Origin of the sequence: Streptomyces sp. NPDC091371 (assembly GCF_040684275.1) — a bacterium.
Taxonomy (GTDB): domain Bacteria; phylum Actinomycetota; class Actinomycetes; order Streptomycetales; family Streptomycetaceae; genus Streptomyces.
In genome coordinates this window covers 56,909-74,179 of the sequence record NZ_JBFBFP010000028.1, presented here as the reverse complement: position 1 = coordinate 74,179, position 17,271 = coordinate 56,909, and the positions used below count along the sequence as shown (strand labels likewise).

Sequence of the window (17,271 nt, the reverse complement as noted above, 5' to 3'; positions counted from 1 at the left end):
TCCGTCGACCGGCCCCGGTGTTACGACACGGTGCGAACCGCCTTGCGCTTACGCGCGGGGCTTCTCGCGCATCTCGTACGTCGCGATGACGTCGTCGATCTTGATGTCGTTGTAGCTGCCGAGGTTGATACCGCCCTCGAAGCCTTCGCGAATCTCGGTGACGTCGTCCTTGAAGCGGCGCAGACCGGAGATGTTGAGGTTCTCCGCGATGACCTTGCCATCGCGCAGGAGCCGCGCCTTGGTGTTGCGCTTGACCTCGCCGGACCGGATGAGGACACCGGCGATGTTGCCCAGCTTGGACGAGCGGAAGATCTCGCGGACCTCCGCCGTACCGAGCTCGACCTCTTCGTACTCCGGCTTGAGGAGACCCTTCAGGGCCGCCTCGATCTCCTCGATGGCCTGGTAGATCACCGAGTAGTAGCGAACGTCGACGCCCTCGCGGTCCGCCATCTGCGCGGCACGGCCGGCCGCACGGACGTTGTAACCGATGACGATGGCGTCGGAGCCCATCGCCAGCGAGATGTCGGACTCGGTGACCGCACCCACACCGCGGTGCAGGACGCGGATGTCGACCTCTTCGCCGACGTCGAGCTGGAGCAGCGAGGACTCGAGAGCCTCGACCGCACCGGACGCGTCGCCCTTGATGATGAGGTTGAGTTCCTGGACCAGACCGGCCTTGAGGACCGAGTCGAGGTCTTCCAGGGACACCCGGCGGACGCGCTTGGCGAAGTTGGCGTTGCGCTCGCGCGCAGCACGCTTCTCGGCGATCTGACGGGCGGTGCGGTCCTCGTCGACGACGAGGAAGTTGTCGCCGGCGCCGGGGACGTTGGTGAGACCCAGGACCAGGACGGGGGTCGACGGACCCGCTTCCTCGACGTTGTTGCCCTTGTCGTCGAGCATGGCGCGCACTCGGCCGTAGGCGTCGCCCACGACCATCGTGTCGCCGACGCGGAGGGTACCGCGCTGGACGAGGACGGTGGCGACGGCACCGCGGCCGCGGTCGAGGTGGGACTCGATCGCAATACCCTGAGCGTCCTGCTCGGGGTTGGCGCGGAGGTCGAGCGAGGCGTCGGCGGTGAGGACGACGGCCTCGAGCAGGGAGTCGATGTGCAGACCCTGCTTGGCGGAGATGTCGACGAACATCGTGTCGCCGCCGTACTCCTCGGCGACCAGACCGAACTCGGTGAGCTGACCGCGCACCTTGACCGGGTCGGCACCCTCGACGTCGATCTTGTTGACCGCGACGACGATCGGGACGCCGGCGGCCTTGGCGTGGTTGAGCGCCTCGATCGTCTGCGGCATGACGCCGTCGTTGGCCGCGACCACGAGGATCGCGATGTCGGTCGACTTGGCACCACGGGCACGCATGGCGGTGAACGCCTCGTGACCCGGGGTGTCGATGAAGGTGATCTTGCGGTCTTCTTCGTTGACCTGGGCGCTGACCTGGTACGCACCGATGTGCTGCGTGATGCCGCCGGCCTCGCCCGCAACGACGTTCGTCTTGCGGATGGCGTCGAGCAGTCGGGTCTTACCGTGGTCGACGTGACCCATGACGGTCACGACCGGCGGACGCGGCAGCAGGTACTCCTCGCCGCCCTCGTCCTCGCCGAACTCGATGTCGAAGCCCTCGAGGAGCTCGCGGTCCTCTTCCTCCGGGCTGACGATCTGGACGACGTAGTTCATCTCGCCGGCCAGCATCTCGAGCGTCTCGTCGGAGACGGACTGCGTGGCAGTGACCATCTCGCCGAGGTTCATCATCACGGCGACGAGCGACGCCGGGTTGGCGTTGATCTTCTCCGCGAAGTCGGTGAGGGAGGCACCGCGCGACAGGCGAACGGTCTCGCCCTGGCCGCGGGGCAGCATCACGCCGCCGACGGACGGGGCCTGCATGGCCTCGTACTCCTGGCGACGCTGGCGCTTGGACTTGCGACCACGACGGGCCGGACCACCGGGACGGCCGAAGGCGCCCTGCGTGCCACCACGGGCACCGGGACCACCGGGACGACCACCGAAGCCGGGACGACCGCCGCCGCCGGCACCGGCCGGACCGCCGCCGAAGCCGCCGCCACCCGGACGCGGGCCGCCGAAGCCGCCGCCGCCCGCGGGACGGGAGCCCGGACCGGCCGGACGGCCGGCGAAGCCGCCGCCGCCGGGACGACCGGCGCCACCGGGACGCGGGCCACCGGCACCGGGACCACGGCCGCCGGGGCCGCCACCGGGACGGGGACCGGGACCGCCGGCAGCGGGACGCTGCGGCATCATGCCCGGGTTCGGACGGTTACCACCGGGAGCACCACCCGGACGCGGGGCGCCGCCCTGCGGACGGGGCATGCCGCCCGGGGTCGGACGGGCGCCGCCGGGACCCTGAGGCCGCCCAGAGGCACCGGGGTGTGCGCCACCGGGACCGGCCTGCGGACGGGGAGCACCCTGGCCGCCGCCGGCGCCGGGGGCACCGGGACGGGGAGCGCCGGCCGGACGGGGCGCCTGCGGGCGCGCCATGCCGGTGGAGCCACCAGAGGTGAACGGGTTGTTGCCCGGACGGGGACCGGCCGGACGGGCGCCCTGCGGACGCGGGGCCTGGGCGCCGCCCGCGGGGCGGGGGGCCTGGGCACCGGGGGTGGCACCGGCCGGGCGCGGGGCGCCGGGACGGGCGCCGGCCTGGCCCGGGGCCGCCGGACGCTGCTGCGTCGGACGGGGACCGGGAGCCGCGGCGGGACGCTCGGTGCGCGCCGGGGCGGCAGGGGCCGCCGGAGGCGCGGAGAACTCGGTCGCCACGGGAGCCGCCGGAGCGGGCTTCGGGGCGGCCGGGGCCTTCGGGCCGGGACGCGGGCCGGGGGCGGCCGGGGTCACCGGGGCGCCGGCGGCCGGAACCTCGGCGGCGGCGGGCTTGGGAGCCACCGGTGCGCCGGGCTTCGGGGCAGCGGGACGTGCCGCGGCGGCCGGGGACGGCGCAGCGGGCTTGGCAGGCGCGGCCTTGCGGGGCGCGCCGGGCTTTGCAGCGGTCTTGCCGGCGTTGCCGCCGGGCCCCTGCAGTGCGTCAGTCAACTTGCGTACAACCGGCGCCTCGATCGTCGAGGACGCCGAACGGACGAACTCACCGAGTTCCTGGAGCTTGGCCATGACGACCTTGCTCTCAACTCCGAACTCCTTTGCGAGTTCGTATACCCGGACCTTAGCCACTTCGCTCCTTTTAGGTCCGGGTTACGCCGGACCGTTGCTACTTCATGGGCGTACTCATCGCGTACTCATCGAGTGCTCATCGCAATCTCGACCTACTTCCAACTCGCGAGGTACCTGACCGCACGGGGTATCCGTGCCGTTCTACGTCTTACGGTGTCGCCTCGGCCGGGACGGCCAGGGCTTTGCGCAGTTCCGCCGTGTCGAGCGCCCCTGCGGACCTGAGGGCCCGGGGGAACGCGCGGCGGCGGACCGCCTGGTCGAGGCAGACCACGGCAGGGTGCACGTAGGCACCCCGGCCGGGCAGCGTACCGCGAGGATCGGGGACGCATTCGTCCTCGATCGCCACGATGCGCAGCAGATCGCTCTTGGCCGCTCGCTCCCGACACCCCACACAGGTGCGTTCGGGGCATGCGCGGGCTTGCGTCCGGCCAGACACGCCTAAGTCTACCTCCCCGTACCGACCTCACCCCTTCAGGCGAAAAATCGAACGGACGTTGTCGTGTTATTCCCTGTCTACCGTCCGGGAAGCCCCGGCCGGTACCGGTTTATTCCCCGCCCCGGTCCCGGTCGTCCCGGTCGCGGTCCGCGTCCGGGGCCGGCTCGGTGTCCGGGCGGATGTCGATGCGCCAGCCCGTGAGCCGCGCGGCGAGGCGGGCGTTCTGGCCCTCCTTGCCGATGGCCAGCGACAGCTGGTAGTCGGGCACGGTCACCCGGGCGGAACGGGAGTCCCAGTCGACGACCTCGACCTTGCTCACCCGGGCGGGTGACAGCGCGTTCGCGACCATCTCCGCCGGGTCGTCCGACCAGTCGACGATGTCGATCTTCTCGCCGTGCAGCTCGGCCATCACGTTGCGCACGCGGCTGCCCATCGGGCCGATGCAGGCGCCCTTCGGGTTCAGGCCCGAGCGGGTGGACCGGACGGCGATCTTGGTACGGTGGCCGGCCTCGCGGGCGATCGCCGAGATCTCGACGCTGCCGTCGGCGATCTCCGGGACCTCCAGCGAGAAGAGCTTCTTCACCAGGTTGGGGTGGGTGCGCGAGAGGGTCACGGACGGACCGCGGACACCCTTCGCCACGCGCACGACGTACGCCTTCAGGCGCAGACCGTGCGTGTACTCCTCGCCGGGGACCTGCTCCTGCACCGGCAGGATGGCCTCCAGCTTGCCGATGTCGACGAGGACGTTCTTCGGGTCCTTGCCCTGCTGCACGACGCCGGTGATGACGTCGCCCTCCCGGCCGGCGAACTCGCCGAAGGTCAGGTCGTCCTCGGCGTCGCGCAGACGCTGCAGGATCACCTGCTTGGCGGTCGTCGCGGCGATCCGGCCGAAGTCCGACGGGGTGTCGTCGAACTCCTTCGGCTCCTGGCCCTCTTCGAGGTCCCTCGGGTCCTCGGTCGCCCACACGACCACGTGGCCGTTGGTGCGGTCCAGCACGACGCGGGCGCGGCGGAAGCTCCCCTCGGTCCGGTGGTACGCGATGAGGAGGGCCGACTCGATCGCCTCGACGAGCAGGTCGAAGGAGATCTCCTTCTCCCGGACCAGACCCCGCAGGGCACTCATGTCGATGTCCACGGCTACGCCTCCTCTTCCTTCTTGTCCTTGCGGTTGAACTCGATCTCGACACGCGCCTTGGCGATGTCGGTGAAAGCAATGCGGCGGGCGGTCGCCTTGCGGCCCTTCACACCCGGAACTTCGAGGTCCATGCCCTCGTCGTCGACGTCGAGGATGCGGGCGATCAGTTCCCCGCTCTCGACCAGCTGGAACTTCACGAGACGGCCGACGGCCCGCACGTAGTGGCGGTGCTCGGTCAGCGGGCGGTCCGCGCCCGGGGAGCTCACTTCGAGGACGTACTCGTCCTCGCCCATCACGTCGGTCTCATCGAGCTTGTCGGAGACCTCGCGGCTCAGCTCCGCACACGCGTCCAGCTCCACGCCCTCGTCGGAATCCACGATGATCCGCAGCATCCGGCGCTTGCCCGCCCGGGACATCTCGATCTCTTCGAGGTCCAGGCCCTTGGCGGCGACGAGCGGCTCCAGCAGTCCGCGCAGCCTGTCGCTCTGGGTGGTGCTCATCCGGGTGACTCCTCGGCCGCGTGTGCTGTTGTGGTTTCCGTCGTGTGTCAGGTCAAAGGGTATCCGGTCGCGGAGGGTGTTGCCGTCCGCCCTGTGGACGGGGCCCCGGGTACCGTGATCACACCCTGCCCCGCCATCACCCCCGAGGACGACGCCGTGCCCTGGACCCCGCCTCTCAGGCCCTCCCGAAGGAGCCTGCTCGCCGGTGCCGCCGGCGCGGCGGGCGCCGCGCTGCTCACCGGGTGCTCCGGCGGCACCTCCGCCGAGGAAGACCCCGCGATTCCGCTCGAACGGCGGATGCGGGAATCGGCCGTCCGTGACAGCGAGCGACTGCTGGAACGTTACGACGCCACGCGCGCGGCCCATCAGGCCCTGGCCGAGCGGCTCGCTCCGCTGCGCGCGGCCGTCGCCGCGCACGCGGCGGCCCTGGCCCCCGCCGCCGCGGGCTCCCCCGCACCGTCCCCCGCCGCCCCGTCCGGCGCCGTGGGGGCCGCCGCGCCGACGGCGAGCGCCGAGCCGGTGCCGCCGAAGCCCGCCGACGCGCTGACCGCCCTCGCGGACGCGGAGCGCAAGCTGTCCGAGGCCCGCACCATCGACCTGGCCGGAGCCCCGGGGGAGCTGGCCCGGCTGCTCGCCTCGGTGGCCGCCTGCGGCGCCGTCCACGCCCACCTGCTGACCTCGAACCCCGGAGCCGCGTCGTGAGCCCCGAACCCTCCCCCGCCGGGAACGCCCTGCTCGCCGCCCAGGCCGCGCTCGCCGCCGAGCACGCGGCGGCGTACGGCTACGGGGTGATCGGCGCGCGGACCTCCGGCGCCCGCGCGACCCAGGCCCGGGAGTCCTACGGCACCCACCTCGCGCGCCGCGACGCGCTCACCCGGACCGTGCGGGAGCTGGGCGGCGCGCCCCGGGCCGCGGAGGCCGCGTACGCCCTGCCGTTCGAGGTGCGCACCGCCGCCGACGCGGAGCGGCTGGCCGCCGAGATCGAGGACCGGGTGGCCGGCGCGTACTCCGACCTGGTGCGCGCCGCCCAGGGGCCGCTGCGCCGCGAGGCGGCCGACGCGCTGAGCGCGGCGGCCGTGCGCGCGGCACGCTGGCGCGGTGTCGGCGTAGCCTTCCCTGGGCTCCCGGAACGATCGGATCGAGCCAAGCAAAGCTGAAAGGGACCACGCACGCATGGCTTTCGAACCGCCGCAGCGGCTTGTGAGGGCGCTCGGCGAGATGCCGCAGACGGAGCCGGACGCGGCCTGGCTGGAGCGGCTGCCCGAGCTCACCGCGGCCGCGCTGTCCCGGCGCGGGGTACAGGCCCAGCGGGTGCAGGCCCCGGGCGGCCGGAGCAGTCTGGTCGTCCTCGTCCGGTACGCCGACGGCACTCCGGCCGCGCTGAAACTGGCGCCCCCGCACGCCCGGCCCGACCTGGAGCTGGCCGCGCTGGCGCACTGGGGCGGTTTCGGGGCCGTACGGGTGCTGGACACGCGGTACCACGGGGAGGACGGGGCGCTGCTGCTGGAGCGGCTGCACGCGGAGGTGTCGCTGAGGTCGCTGCCGGAGGCGAAGGCGCTGCTGGAGGCCTGCGGCACGCTGCGCAGGCTGTGGGTGGCCCCGCCGGCCGGGCACGGCTGGGAGACGGTGGCCGCGCGCACCGGGCGGCAGTCCGAGGCGCTGCGGGCGGCCCCGGCGGAGGTCAAGGAGCTGGCCGGGACGGCGCTGGCGATGCGGGAGGAGCTCGTCGCGGTCCCGCCGGAGGAGTTGCTGCTGCACGGGAACTTCCGGCAGGGCAAGGTCCTCGCGGGCGACCGGGCGCCGTGGCTGACGGTGGGTCCCGAGCCGCTGGTCGGCGAGCGGGCGTACGACCTGGCGCGGCTGGTCCGGGACCGGCTGGAGGACCAGGTGGCCTCCTCGACGGGTGCGGCGGGCGCCCGGCGGCGGGTGCAGCGGCTGGCGGACGCCCTGGAGGTGGACCGGGAGCGGTTGCGGGGCTGGACGCTGTTCCGGGCGGTGGAGTCGGGCAACCGGGCGCTGGCGGCGGGGCGGCACCGGGACGCTGAGCAGTTGCTGGAGTTCGCGGCCTGGCTGTAGGGCATACCGTAAGTACGTAGGTGTGCAGGTATGTCCGGCGTGTGCGGCAGGGGGCCGTCATGGTCGAAGAACTGCTGACAGCGGCGATCGCCGCGGGTGTGGGCGTCGCGGTCTACATGGGCGCGGCGGCCCGGGTGGTGAAGCAGTACGAGCGGGGCCTGGTCTTCCGCTTCGGCAGGCTTCGCCAGGAGATACGGCCGCCCGGCTTCGCGATGATCGTTCCCGTGATCGACCGGATCCACAAGGTGAACATGCAGATCGTGACGCTGCCGGTGCCGGCCCAGGAGGGCATCACCCGGGACAACGTCACGGTGCGGGTGGACGCGGTCGTGTACTTCAAGGTCGTCGACCCGGCGAGCGCGATCATAGCGGTGGAGGACTACCGCTTCGCCGTCTCGCAGATGGCGCAGACCTCGCTGAGGTCGATCATCGGCAAGTCCGACCTGGACGACCTGCTGTCCAACCGGGAGATGCTCAACCAGGGCCTGGAGCTGATGATCGACAGCCCGGCGGTGGGCTGGGGCGTGCAGATCGACCGGGTCGAGATCAAGGACGTCTCCCTGCCGGAGACGATGAAGCGGTCGATGGCACGGCAGGCGGAGGCGGACCGGGAGCGGCGGGCGCGCGTGATCAACGCGGACGCGGAGCTCCAGGCCTCGCACAAGCTCGCCGAGGCGGCGGCGGTGATGTCGGACCAGCCGGCCGCGCTGCAGCTGCGATTGCTGCAGACGGTGGTGGCGGTGGCTGCCGAGAAGAACTCCACCCTGGTCCTCCCCTTCCCGGTGGAACTCCTCCGCTTCCTCGAACGCGCGGCCCCGACTCCGGCGACGGGCCCGGACGCGGAGGCCGCGGGGCCGCCTACGGCGACGCTCCCCGGCGTGGAGGATGCCGGCCCGTCTGCGGCGGCGGTCCCCGGCGTGGAGGATGCCGCTTCGCCTCCGGCCGTGGAGGGATCCGATGCGGCCCCGTCGGCGCTCGGCGGGGCGGCGGCCGAGGAGGCCGGGCTCGGCCTCGAGGTCGTGGACGGTTCTGCGCCGCCGGACGACGGGGCGGACGCTCGGCCGTCGGACGGGGGCTCTGGGTAGCCGCTGCGCGGAGCGGTCCCCTACCCGCCCTTCCACCGTTCCCTGGGCTCCGCCCAGACCCTCCCCCAGCTACCGCTGGGGGGACCCCCTGCCTCAAACGCCGGCGGGGCTGAATCTCCCAGCCCCGCCGGCGTTTGAGGAGCGGGGTCCGGGGCGGGGCCCCCGGCAACGGTGCGGCACACGACGACGACGGCGGCTACGTCAGGCGGGACAGGGCCTCCTCCAAGGGGAGTTCCTCGCGGTGGCCCGTGCGGCGGTCTTGGAGTTCGACCACCGACTCCGCGGACCGGCGGCCCGCCACCAGGATCCACGGGACGCCGATCAGCTCCGCGTCGGTGAGCTTCACCCCCGGGGACAGGCCCGCGCGGTCGTCCAGGAGGACGCGCAACCCGGCCCCCGCCAGGGCGTCGGCCGCCGAAGAGGCCAGCTCCTGCTGGGCCGACTTGCCCGCGGCCACCACGTGAACGTCGGCAGGGGCCACCGCCGCCGGCCAGCACAGCCCGCGCTCGTCCGCCGACTGCTCGGCCAGCGCGGCCACCGCCCGGGAGACGCCGATGCCGTACGAGCCCATGGTGACCCGCACCGGCTTGCCCTCCCTGCCCAGCACGTCGAGGCCGAACGCGTCCGCGTACTTGCGGCCGAGCTGGAAGATGTGGCCGATCTCGATGGCCCGGTCGAGGCGCAGCCCGGAGCCGCAGCGCGGGCACGGGTCGCCCGGTTCCACGACCACCACGTCCAGGTACCGGTCGACCTCGAAGTCGCGCCCGCAGACCACGTTCCGGGCGTGCGTGTCGGCCTTGTTGGCCCCCGTCACCCAGGACGTGCCCGGCGCCACCCGGGGGTCCGCCAGGTAGCGGACCTTCTCCAGGCCCTGCGGGCCCACGTAGCCGCGTACGAGATCGGGGCGGTCGACGAAGTCCTCGGCCGTCACGAGCTCCACGACCGCCGGGGCCAGGTGTTCGCCCAGCTTGCCGAGGTCCACCTCGCGGTCCCCCGGCACGCCCACGGCCGTGATCTCGCCGTCCACCTTCACCAGGAGGTTCTTCAGCGTCGCCGAGGCGGGTACGCCGAGGTGCGCCGCCAGGGTCTCGATCGTCGGGGTGTCGGGGGTGTCGACCTCCTCCAGCGGCGGGTGTTCGCCGGCGGCGGGCGTGAGCGCGAAGGTGACCGCCTCCGTGTTCGCCGCGTAGTCGCAGGCGGGGCAGTCCACGAAGGTGTCCTCGCCCGCCGCCGCCGGGGCCAGGAACTCCTCGGACGCCGAGCCGCCCATCGCCCCGGACACCGCCGACACGATCCGGTGGTCCAGGCCGAGGCGGGTGAAGATGCGGACGTACGCCTCGCGGTGCAGCCGGTAGGACTCCGCCAGGCCCTCGTCGGAGACGTCGAAGGAGTACGAGTCCTTCATCTGGAACTCGCGCCCGCGCAGCACCCCGGAGCGGGGCCGTGCCTCGTCCCGGTACTTGGTCTGGATCTGGTAGAGCATGACCGGCAGGTCCTTGTACGAGGTGCACTGGTCCTTCACGACCAGGGTGAAGATCTCCTCGTGGGTGGGGCCGAGCAGGTAGTCGGCGCCCTTGCGGTCCCTGAGGCGGAACAGCAGGTCGCCGTACTCCGACCAGCGGCCGCTGACCTCGTACGGCTCCTTGGGCAGCAGCGCGGGGAGCAGCACCTCCTGGGCGCCGATCGCGTCCATCTCCTCGCGGACGACCCGCGAGACGTTGTCGAGGACCTTCTTGCCGAGCGGCAGCCAGGTCCACACACCGGCCGAGCTGCGCCGGACGTAGCCGGCGCGGACCAGCATCCGGTGGCTGAGGGTCTCGGCGTCCGCCGGGTCCTCGCGGAGGGTCTTGGCCATGAGGCGGGACATGCGCTGCACGTTGCGGTGTGTGGACATGACGGGAGGCTACCGGGGGCCCCGCGGGCCGGGGAAACTGCTTTACGGGCGCAGCAGGGGCAGTTCGGCGCCCATCACGGCGTACGGGAGGCTCGCGCTCGGGAAATGGACCTGGCGGGCGAGGTCCTGGTAGCCGAGGGCCCGGTAGAGGCCCCGGGCGGGGCTCTCGGTGTCGATGGCGGAGAGGATCGAGCGCGGTTCGGCGGCGCTGTCGGTGATGCGGGTGATCAGTTCGCGGCCGACGCCGTGGCCCTGGAAGCCGGGGTGGACGTGCAGTTCGGTGATCACGAAGGAGCCGTCGAGCCAGGCTTCGTGGCCGCCGGCCCGGAGGTAGGGCTCGACGATGCCGGACCACCAGTGGGCGCGGTCGTTGGGCATCCCGTAGACGAATCCGGTGAGCGCGCCGTCCTCGGTGAACGCGCCGAGGGCGCGGGCTCCGGGGCAGGTCATGTGGCGCTGGACGATGTAGCGCCGGATGCCGACCTCCTCCTCGCTGAGGCCGAAGGCGACGGCCTGCACGCGCAGGGCCTCGTCCACGCGGGCGGCGAGGTCGAGGGGGCCGATGCGGAGTCCGGAAGGCAGCATGCGGCGACCTTACTGCGCGGTACTGGCGGGCCGGAATGCGGGCCCCTGGGCCGCGGGGCGATTCAGGGCCGATTCGGGACGTTCAGAACAGGACGCTCATGAACGCGCCGACCTCGCTGAACCCGACGCGCCGGTAGGCGGCCCGCGCCGCGGTGTTGAAGTCGTTCACGTACAGGCTGACCACGGGTGCGACGTCGCGCAGGGCGTAGTCGACGACGGCGGCCATGCCGGTCTCGGAGTGTCCGCGGCCGCGGAATTCGGGGGCCACCCACACGCCTTGGATCTGGCAGGCCTTGGCGGTGGCGGCGCCGATCTCCGCCTTGAAGACGACCTTGCCGTCCTCGACGCGGGCGAAGGAGCGGCCGCCGGCGACGAGCTCGGCGACGCGGGCCTGGTAGAGCAGTCCGCCGTCGCCGGCCATCGGGGAGATGCCGACCTCCTCGGTGAACATGGCCACGCAGGCGGGCATGATCAGGTCCATCTCGTCCTTGCGGATCCGGCGGACCCGGGGGTCGGGGGCGACCGTGGTGGAGGAGTGCTCGATGACCATGAGCGGCTGGTGGGAGCGGACGTCGCGGGCCGGTCCCCAGCTGGGTTCCAGGAGCCGCCACAGCAGCCGGGTGGGCTCGGCGGGGCCGACGATGGAGGAGCAGCGGCGGCCGGTACGGCGGGCCCGGTCGGCGAAGGCGCGCACGGCGTCGGGTTCGGCGCAGACGGGGACCAGGTTGGCTCCGGCGTAGCAGAGGGAGCGGAGCTCTCCGTCGGCGTACCAGCCCCACATCTCGCCGCCCAGGCGCCAGGGGTCGAGCCCCGCGACCTGGACCCGCGAGGTGACGAAGGCGTTCTCGACCGGCTCGCGTTCGAGGACTTCGAGCGCGGCGTCGAGATCACTGGGCTCAAGGACCCGGGTGGTGGTCTGCGTCAACACTGGGGCCTCACCGTACAAGTCTGCTGGTCTCCGCACTGTACCCGCCGCGACCGGAGGATGCCTGGTCCCACGGGTCACGAAAAGGCCCCGGCCCCGCCCGCGAGCTGCGGGAACGGGGCCGGGGCGGGGAACAGCCGGGACGGTTCAGACGCCGATCGCGACGGTGGGCTCGCCGCTCATCACGCCGTCCTTCTCCATCTGCTCGGCGATCTTCAGCGCCTCTTCGATGAGGGTCTCGACGATCTTCGACTCGGGGACGGTCTTGATGACCTCGCCCTTCACGAAGATCTGGCCCTTGCCGTTGCCGGAGGCGACGCCGAGGTCGGCCTCGCGGGCCTCGCCGGGGCCGTTGACGACGCAGCCCATGACCGCGACGCGCAGCGGGACCTCCATGCCCTCCAGGCCCGCCGTGACCTCCTCGGCCAGCTTGTAGACGTCCACCTGGGCGCGGCCGCAGGACGGGCAGGAGACGATCTCCAGGCGGCGCGGCTTGAGGTTCAGCGACTCCAGGATCTGGATGCCGACCTTGACCTCCTCGGCCGGGGGGGCCGAGAGGGAGACGCGGATGGTGTCGCCGATGCCCTCGGAGAGCAGGGCGCCGAAGGCGACGGCGGACTTGATGGTGCCCTGGAAGGCGGGGCCGGCCTCGGTGACGCCGAGGTGCAGCGGGTAGTCGCAGGCGGCGGCCAGCTGGCGGTAGGCGTTGACCATGACGACCGGGTCGTTGTGCTTGACCGAGATCTTGATGTCGCTGAAGCCGTGCTCCTCGAAGAGGGAGGCCTCCCACAGCGCGGACTCGACCAGCGCCTCGGGGGTGGCCTTGCCGTACTTCTTCAGCAGGCGGGCGTCGAGGGAGCCCGCGTTGACGCCGATCCGGATCGGGGTGCCCGCGTCGTTCGCGGCCTTCGCGATCTCCTTGACCTTGTCGTCGAACTGCTTGATGTTGCCCGGGTTGACGCGGACGGCGGCGCAGCCGGCGTCGATCGCGGCGAACACGTACTTGGGCTGGAAGTGGATGTCGGCGATGACCGGGATGTTCGACTTCTTGGCGATCACCGCGAGCGCGTCGGCGTCGTCCTGCGTCGGGCAGGCCACGCGGACGATGTCGCAGCCGGAGGCGGTCAGCTCGGCGATCTGCTGGAGCGTCGCCCCGATGTCGGAGGTCCGGGTGGTGGTCATCGACTGCACCGAGATCTGTGCGTCGCCGCCGACGGCCACGGAGCCGACCTGGATCTTGCGGCTGACCCTGCGGTCGGCAAGCTTCGTCGGCACGGCCGGCATTCCGAGAGAGATGGCAGTCATCTGCTGTGCAACCCCAAGGTGTGGATCAAGGTCCCGAATTCGGCGGGCTCCAGCCTCCGAGATTACGGCAATCCCCGCACGCCCCTCGCACCAGAGGGGGGTGTGCCACCCGAACGTAGGGAGCCGGGCACGATGCGTGCCCGGCTCCCCCCGTGGTCATGTACAGGCCGACCAGTTAGGTGATCTTGATGGGGTTCACCACGTCCGCGACCATCACCAGCAGGGTGAAGCAGATGAACACCCCGGCCACCACGTAGGCGACGGGCATCAGCTTCGCCACGTCGAACGGGCCCGGGTCGGGGCGCCGGAAGACCCGCGCCACGTTGCGCCGGACCGACTCCCACAGGGCGCCGGCGATGTGCCCGCCGTCGAGCGGGAGCAGCGGCAGCATGTTGAACAGGAACAGCGAGAGGTTGAAGCCGGCCAGCAGGTTCAGGAAGACCACCAGGATGTGGCTGGCCGGGATGTCGAGGGTGAAGATCTCCCCGCTGACCCGCGCCGCGCCGACGACGCCCATCGGGCTGTCCTGCTTGCGCTCGGCGCCGTTGAATGCCGCGTTCCACAGGTCCGGGACCTTGGACGGCAGCTGGACCAGCGACTGCACGCCGGCCTGCATCATCTCGCCCATGTGGTCGACGGACTGGCCGAAGGACTGCGGAACGTAGCCGCGGGCGGGGGCGAAGCCCAGGAAGCCCGCGGTGACGTACTGATCCTTGACGTACCTGCCGTTGCCGTCCGTCTTGGCGACCTTGTTCTCGATCAGGTTCGCCGTGAGGTCCACGCGCTCGCCGGCCCGCTCCACGGTGATCTTGGCGGGGCCGATGGTGGCGCGGATGTCCTTCTGCAGGGTGGACCAGTCGTCGACCCGGCGGCCGTTGAAGGCGACGATCTTGTCGCCCGCCTTGAGGCCCGCGGCCTTGGCGGGGGCGGCCGGGTCCGTGGGGCGGCAGTCGTCGCGCTTCTCGCTCTGCTGGATGACGCAGAGCGAGACCGATTCGACCGACGTGGTCTGGGTGTTCAGCCCGAAGGTCATCAGGGTGGTGAGGAAGATCGCCACGGCCAGGACCAGGTTCATGAACGGGCCGGCGAACATCACGATCACGCGCTTCCAGGGCTTGCGCGTGTAGAAGAGCCGGTCCTCGTCGCCGGGCTGGAGCTCCTCGTACGCGGCGGAGCGCGCGTCCTCGATCATCGACCGGAACGGCGAGGTGGAGCGGGCGGTGACCTTGCCGTCCTCGCCGGGCGGGAACATCCCGATCATGCGGATGTAGCCGCCCATCGGGATGGCCTTGATCCCGTACTCGGTCTCGCCCTTCTTCCGCGACCAGAGGGTCGGGCCGAAGCCCACCATGTACTGCGGCACGCGGATGCCGAAGATCTTGGCCGTGGAGAGGTGCCCCAGTTCGTGCCAGGCGATGGAGACCAGGAGCCCGACGAAGAAGACCACGATCCCGAGCACCGTCATCAGTTGTGTCATGCGCGCGCCTCCGCGGCGGCCCGAGCCGCCATCTCCCGCGCCCGGGCCCTGGCCCAGGCCTCCGCTTCAAGGACGTCCTGGACGGTCAGGGAAGTTCCCGACTCCGGCGTCCCGTGCTCATCGACCACGGCAGAGACCGTATCCATGATTGCTGTGAACGGCAGCCGACCGGCGAGGAACGCCTCCACGCACTCCTCGTTGGCCGCGTTGAAGACCGCCGGGGCGGTGCCGCCGAGGGTGCCCACGTGCCGGGCCAGGCCCACCGACGGGAAGGCCTCCGTGTCCAGCGGGAAGAACTCCCAGGTGGAGGCCTTGGTCCAGTCGAAGGCGGGGGCCGCGTCCGGGATTCGCTGGGGCCAGCCGAGGCCGATCGCGATGGGGCCGCGCATGTCCGGCGGGGTGGCCTGGGCGAGGGTGGAGCCGTCCGTGAACTCCACCATCGAGTGCACGTAGGACTGCGGGTGCACGACGACCTCGATGCGGTCGAAGGGGATGTCGTAGAGCAGGTGCGCCTCGATGACCTCCAGCCCCTTGTTGACCAGCGTCGCCGAGTTGATGGTGATGACGGGGCCCATGGCCCAGGTCGGGTGGGCGAGGGCGTCCTTGACGGTGACCCCGGCCAGCTCGGCGCGGGTGCGGCCGCGGAAGGGCCCGCCCGAGGCGGTGACCACGAGCTTCTGCACATCGGCGCGGGTGCCGGCGGCGAGGGCCTGGAAAAGGGCCGCGTGCTCGGAGTCGACCGGGATGATCTGGCCGGGCTTCGCAAGGGCCTTGACCAGCGGGCCGCCGACGATCAGCGACTCCTTGTTGGCAAGGGCCAGGGTGCGGCCCGCGCGCAGCGCGGCGAGGGTGGGCGCGAGGCCGATGGAACCGGTGATGCCGTTGAGGACGGTGTGGCACTCGGAGGCGGCGAGCTCGGTCGCCGCGTCGGGCCCGGCCAGGATCTCCGGAAGCTGCTCGGCAGGACCGTACTGGGCGCCCAGCGCTTCCTTGAGGGCCGGTACGACGTCCTCCCGGGCGACGGCCACCTTCTCGACCCGCAGCTGCCGGGCCTGCTCGGCCAGCAGCCCGACCCGGCCGCCGGCGGCGGACAGCGCGGTCACGCGGAACCGGTCGGGGTGGCGCCGGGCCAGGTCGATGGCCTGGGTGCCGATGGAGCCGGTGGACCCGAGGATGACGATGTCCCGGCGGCCGGCCGCGGGGTCGAAGAGGAGGTGCGGGTCGGCGAGGGGGGCTGGGCTGTCGCTCATGCCCCCATTGTTGCCGCAACTCAGGAGCGGCCGGACACGGAGCCCCCTTCGGTGACGCGCAGGAGGAGATGGGGGAGCGTTCCGGCGAAGTCGGGGAGGGTGAGGGCGACCTGCCACCAGGCGTCCGGATCGGCTCCGATGGCCAGCGCGAACAGCCGGTCGGCCTCGGCCCGCGCGGCAAGCACGGGCTCGGCCCAGTCATGCCGGTCGGGGTGGCTGACGTCGCCCAGCCAGTGGTCCTCGTCCAGGGCCCAGCAGGCGGGCGCCTTGTGCCGGATGACGTCCTCGCCGGTGAGCAGCCCTCGGCGCAGGCAGTCCCGTACCCACCGGATGTCCTCCTCGCCGGACTCCATGGGCACCGCGAGGCTCGCCAGGGCCAGTTCGCGTTCGACTCCCCCGACGGGCTCGGCGGCCTTCGGGGCCAGGGAGCGCACCGCCGCGGCCAGCCCGGGCACGTACGCGTACGCGTCCCCGGCGGGCTCCGGCAGGGTGCCGCGCACGATCCGGGCCACGAGCACCGGCAGGGTGCCGGGGAAGCCGGGGGCGCGGCGGAGCAGCTCCGCCCAGAGCCGGGGGTCGTCCCGCAGGGGGCGCAGCGCGCGGGAAACGGCCGTCCGCATCCCCGTACGTTCGGGCAGGGCCCAGCGCAGGCCCCGGGTCTCGGGGAGCTGCGCGAGCAGCAGGGTGCGGTGCGCGGGGGCGACGTGGGCGACGAGCTCGTCGAAGGTGAGCAGGCCCATCCGGACGGCCCGGACGGCGGGCCGGTACCAGCGGTACCCGGCCGTGTCCTGCGGCCCGGCGTCGAGCAGTGCCTGGCAGACCTGCCTGGGCAGGCCGCCGGCCAGCAGCAGGGCCTCGACCGCGGTCGGCGGCAGCGGGTCCCTGGCGTGCTCGGCGAGCAGCACTTCGGCGTCGATGGGGACGTGCCTCATCCGCAGCATGGCGAGGGGGACCCGGAGCCTGCGGCCGTGCCACTGACGCAGCAGCGCGATCAGCTCGTCGGTGGAGAACGGTCCGGGGCCGATCTGCAGCAGCAGCTCCGGCGAGGGACCGGGGCGGGCCGCGTACCGCGCCGGTCCGGGCAGCCCGGGCAGGGGCCGTCCTACGACGTGGGGGTTGCGGGCGACGTACTGGCGGTCCTCCGGGCTGCCGTGGCGCAGCAGGAGGGTGACGGTGGAGGCCGACAGCCACTCGTCGCGGCACAGGTACTTGCGGGTCGGCGCGTCGAGCCGGCCCGTCAGGTCGGTGACGACGTGGTCCGGTGCGTGGCGCAGCAGGTGTGCCACGCACCAGGCCAGCCGTCGGCTGGTGCGGTCCTCGTCGGCCGTCGGCATCGTTCTTACCGCCTTGCCCGTGCTCGTGCGCGTACGGACATCCGTACCCGCACTCATCCTCGTACGCCTGTCCGACGTCCGGCGATGAT

15 protein-coding genes are annotated in these 17,271 nt (G+C 72.3%); 4 read left to right on the top strand and 11 right to left on the bottom strand.

From position 1 onward, the window contains the following. Window positions 1-48: 48 nt before the first annotated feature. The 4 genes from infB to rimP form a co-directional block, all read right to left on the bottom strand. Window positions 49-3,180, bottom strand: a complete 3,132-nt coding sequence (gene infB / locus AB0O21_RS26425; protein ID WP_365174766.1) for a translation initiation factor IF-2 — start codon at window positions 3,178-3,180, stop codon at window positions 49-51. A 148-nt stretch (window positions 3,181-3,328) separates the two neighbouring features. Continuing rightward, complete coding sequence (locus AB0O21_RS26420; RefSeq protein WP_365174764.1) at window positions 3,329-3,616, bottom strand: YlxR family protein; 288 nt, start codon at window positions 3,614-3,616, stop codon at window positions 3,329-3,331. Between the two features lie 109 nt (window positions 3,617-3,725). Beyond that, window positions 3,726-4,751 (bottom strand): transcription termination factor NusA, encoded by a 1,026-nt coding sequence (gene nusA, locus AB0O21_RS26415; RefSeq protein ID WP_365174762.1) that lies wholly within the window; start codon window positions 4,749-4,751, stop codon window positions 3,726-3,728. Between the two features lie 2 nt (window positions 4,752-4,753). Beyond that, window positions 4,754-5,251, bottom strand: coding sequence for a ribosome maturation factor RimP (gene rimP, locus AB0O21_RS26410; RefSeq protein ID WP_365174760.1), 498 nt, complete (start codon window positions 5,249-5,251; stop codon window positions 4,754-4,756). Window positions 5,252-5,365: 114 nt separating this feature from the next. Here rimP and AB0O21_RS26405 point away from each other — a divergent pair, with 114 nt between their 5' ends. The 4 genes from AB0O21_RS26405 to AB0O21_RS26390 are packed head-to-tail and all read left to right on the top strand — an operon-like array spanning window position 5,366 to window position 8,412. Then, entirely contained in the window at window positions 5,366-5,953 is a 588-nt protein-coding gene (locus tag AB0O21_RS26405; RefSeq protein ID WP_365174757.1) for a hypothetical protein, read from the top strand. Next, complete coding sequence (locus AB0O21_RS26400; RefSeq protein WP_365174755.1) at window positions 5,950-6,408, top strand: ferritin-like domain-containing protein; 459 nt, start codon at window positions 5,950-5,952, stop codon at window positions 6,406-6,408. Before AB0O21_RS26405 ends, AB0O21_RS26400 begins: the two co-directional genes overlap by 4 nt. A 16-nt stretch (window positions 6,409-6,424) precedes the next feature. Continuing rightward, window positions 6,425-7,327 carry an aminoglycoside phosphotransferase family protein gene (locus AB0O21_RS26395; protein WP_365174753.1) on the top strand — a complete coding sequence of 301 codons (903 nt, stop codon included), beginning with the start codon at window positions 6,425-6,427 and terminating at the stop codon, window positions 7,325-7,327. 59 nt (window positions 7,328-7,386) lie between these two features. Further along, window positions 7,387-8,412, top strand: a complete 1,026-nt coding sequence (locus AB0O21_RS26390; RefSeq protein WP_365174751.1) for a slipin family protein — start codon at window positions 7,387-7,389, stop codon at window positions 8,410-8,412. 196 nt (window positions 8,413-8,608) lie between these two features. On the opposite strand, the gene AB0O21_RS26385 is transcribed toward AB0O21_RS26390, so the two are convergent. The 7 genes from AB0O21_RS26385 to AB0O21_RS26355 form a co-directional block, all read right to left on the bottom strand. Further along, window positions 8,609-10,306: a proline--tRNA ligase gene (locus AB0O21_RS26385; protein WP_365174749.1), complete on the bottom strand. Its 1,698-nt coding sequence runs from the start codon at window positions 10,304-10,306 to the stop codon at window positions 8,609-8,611. Window positions 10,307-10,348: 42 nt separating this feature from the next. Then, window positions 10,349-10,891: a GNAT family N-acetyltransferase gene (locus AB0O21_RS26380; protein WP_365174747.1), complete on the bottom strand. Its 543-nt coding sequence runs from the start codon at window positions 10,889-10,891 to the stop codon at window positions 10,349-10,351. 82 nt (window positions 10,892-10,973) lie between these two features. Next, on the bottom strand, window positions 10,974-11,816 hold the full coding sequence (locus AB0O21_RS26375; protein ID WP_365174835.1) for a GNAT family N-acetyltransferase: 843 nt from the start codon (window positions 11,814-11,816) through the stop codon (window positions 10,974-10,976). 147 nt (window positions 11,817-11,963) lie between these two features. Beyond that, a complete protein-coding gene (gene ispG, locus AB0O21_RS26370) occupies window positions 11,964-13,121 on the bottom strand; it encodes a flavodoxin-dependent (E)-4-hydroxy-3-methylbut-2-enyl-diphosphate synthase (protein WP_365174744.1) in 1,158 nt (385 codons plus the stop codon). A 175-nt stretch (window positions 13,122-13,296) separates the two neighbouring features. Continuing rightward, on the bottom strand, window positions 13,297-14,598 hold the full coding sequence (locus AB0O21_RS26365) for a site-2 protease family protein (protein ID WP_365174741.1): 1,302 nt from the start codon (window positions 14,596-14,598) through the stop codon (window positions 13,297-13,299). Next, entirely contained in the window at window positions 14,595-15,848 is a 1,254-nt protein-coding gene (gene dxr / locus AB0O21_RS26360; RefSeq protein ID WP_365174739.1) for a 1-deoxy-D-xylulose-5-phosphate reductoisomerase, read from the bottom strand. The genes AB0O21_RS26365 and dxr overlap by 4 nt, the downstream gene beginning before the upstream one ends. A 20-nt stretch (window positions 15,849-15,868) precedes the next feature. After that, window positions 15,869-17,239 (bottom strand): hypothetical protein, encoded by a 1,371-nt coding sequence (locus AB0O21_RS26355; RefSeq protein ID WP_365174737.1) that lies wholly within the window; start codon window positions 17,237-17,239, stop codon window positions 15,869-15,871. Between the last annotated feature and the right edge of the window lie 32 nt (window positions 17,240-17,271).

Bases quoted from the DNA above. Each gene is read 5' to 3' on its own strand.
- rimP (WP_365174760.1), bottom strand. From the start codon at position 5,251: ATGAGCACCACCCAGAGCGACAGGCTGCGCGGACTGCTGGAGCCGCTC.
- AB0O21_RS26395 (WP_365174753.1), top strand. From the start codon at position 6,425: ATGGCTTTCGAACCGCCGCAGCGGCTTGTGAGGGCGCTCGGCGAGATG.
- AB0O21_RS26390 (WP_365174751.1), top strand. From the start codon at position 7,387: ATGGTCGAAGAACTGCTGACAGCGGCGATCGCCGCGGGTGTGGGCGTC.
- AB0O21_RS26385 (WP_365174749.1), bottom strand. From the start codon at position 10,306: ATGTCCACACACCGCAACGTGCAGCGCATGTCCCGCCTCATGGCCAAG.
- AB0O21_RS26380 (WP_365174747.1), bottom strand. From the start codon at position 10,891: ATGCTGCCTTCCGGACTCCGCATCGGCCCCCTCGACCTCGCCGCCCGC.
- ispG (WP_365174744.1), bottom strand. From the start codon at position 13,121: ATGACTGCCATCTCTCTCGGAATGCCGGCCGTGCCGACGAAGCTTGCC.
- AB0O21_RS26365 (WP_365174741.1), bottom strand. From the start codon at position 14,598: ATGACACAACTGATGACGGTGCTCGGGATCGTGGTCTTCTTCGTCGGG.
- dxr (WP_365174739.1), bottom strand. From the start codon at position 15,848: ATGAGCGACAGCCCAGCCCCCCTCGCCGACCCGCACCTCCTCTTCGAC.
- AB0O21_RS26355 (WP_365174737.1), bottom strand. From the start codon at position 17,239: ATGAGTGCGGGTACGGATGTCCGTACGCGCACGAGCACGGGCAAGGCG.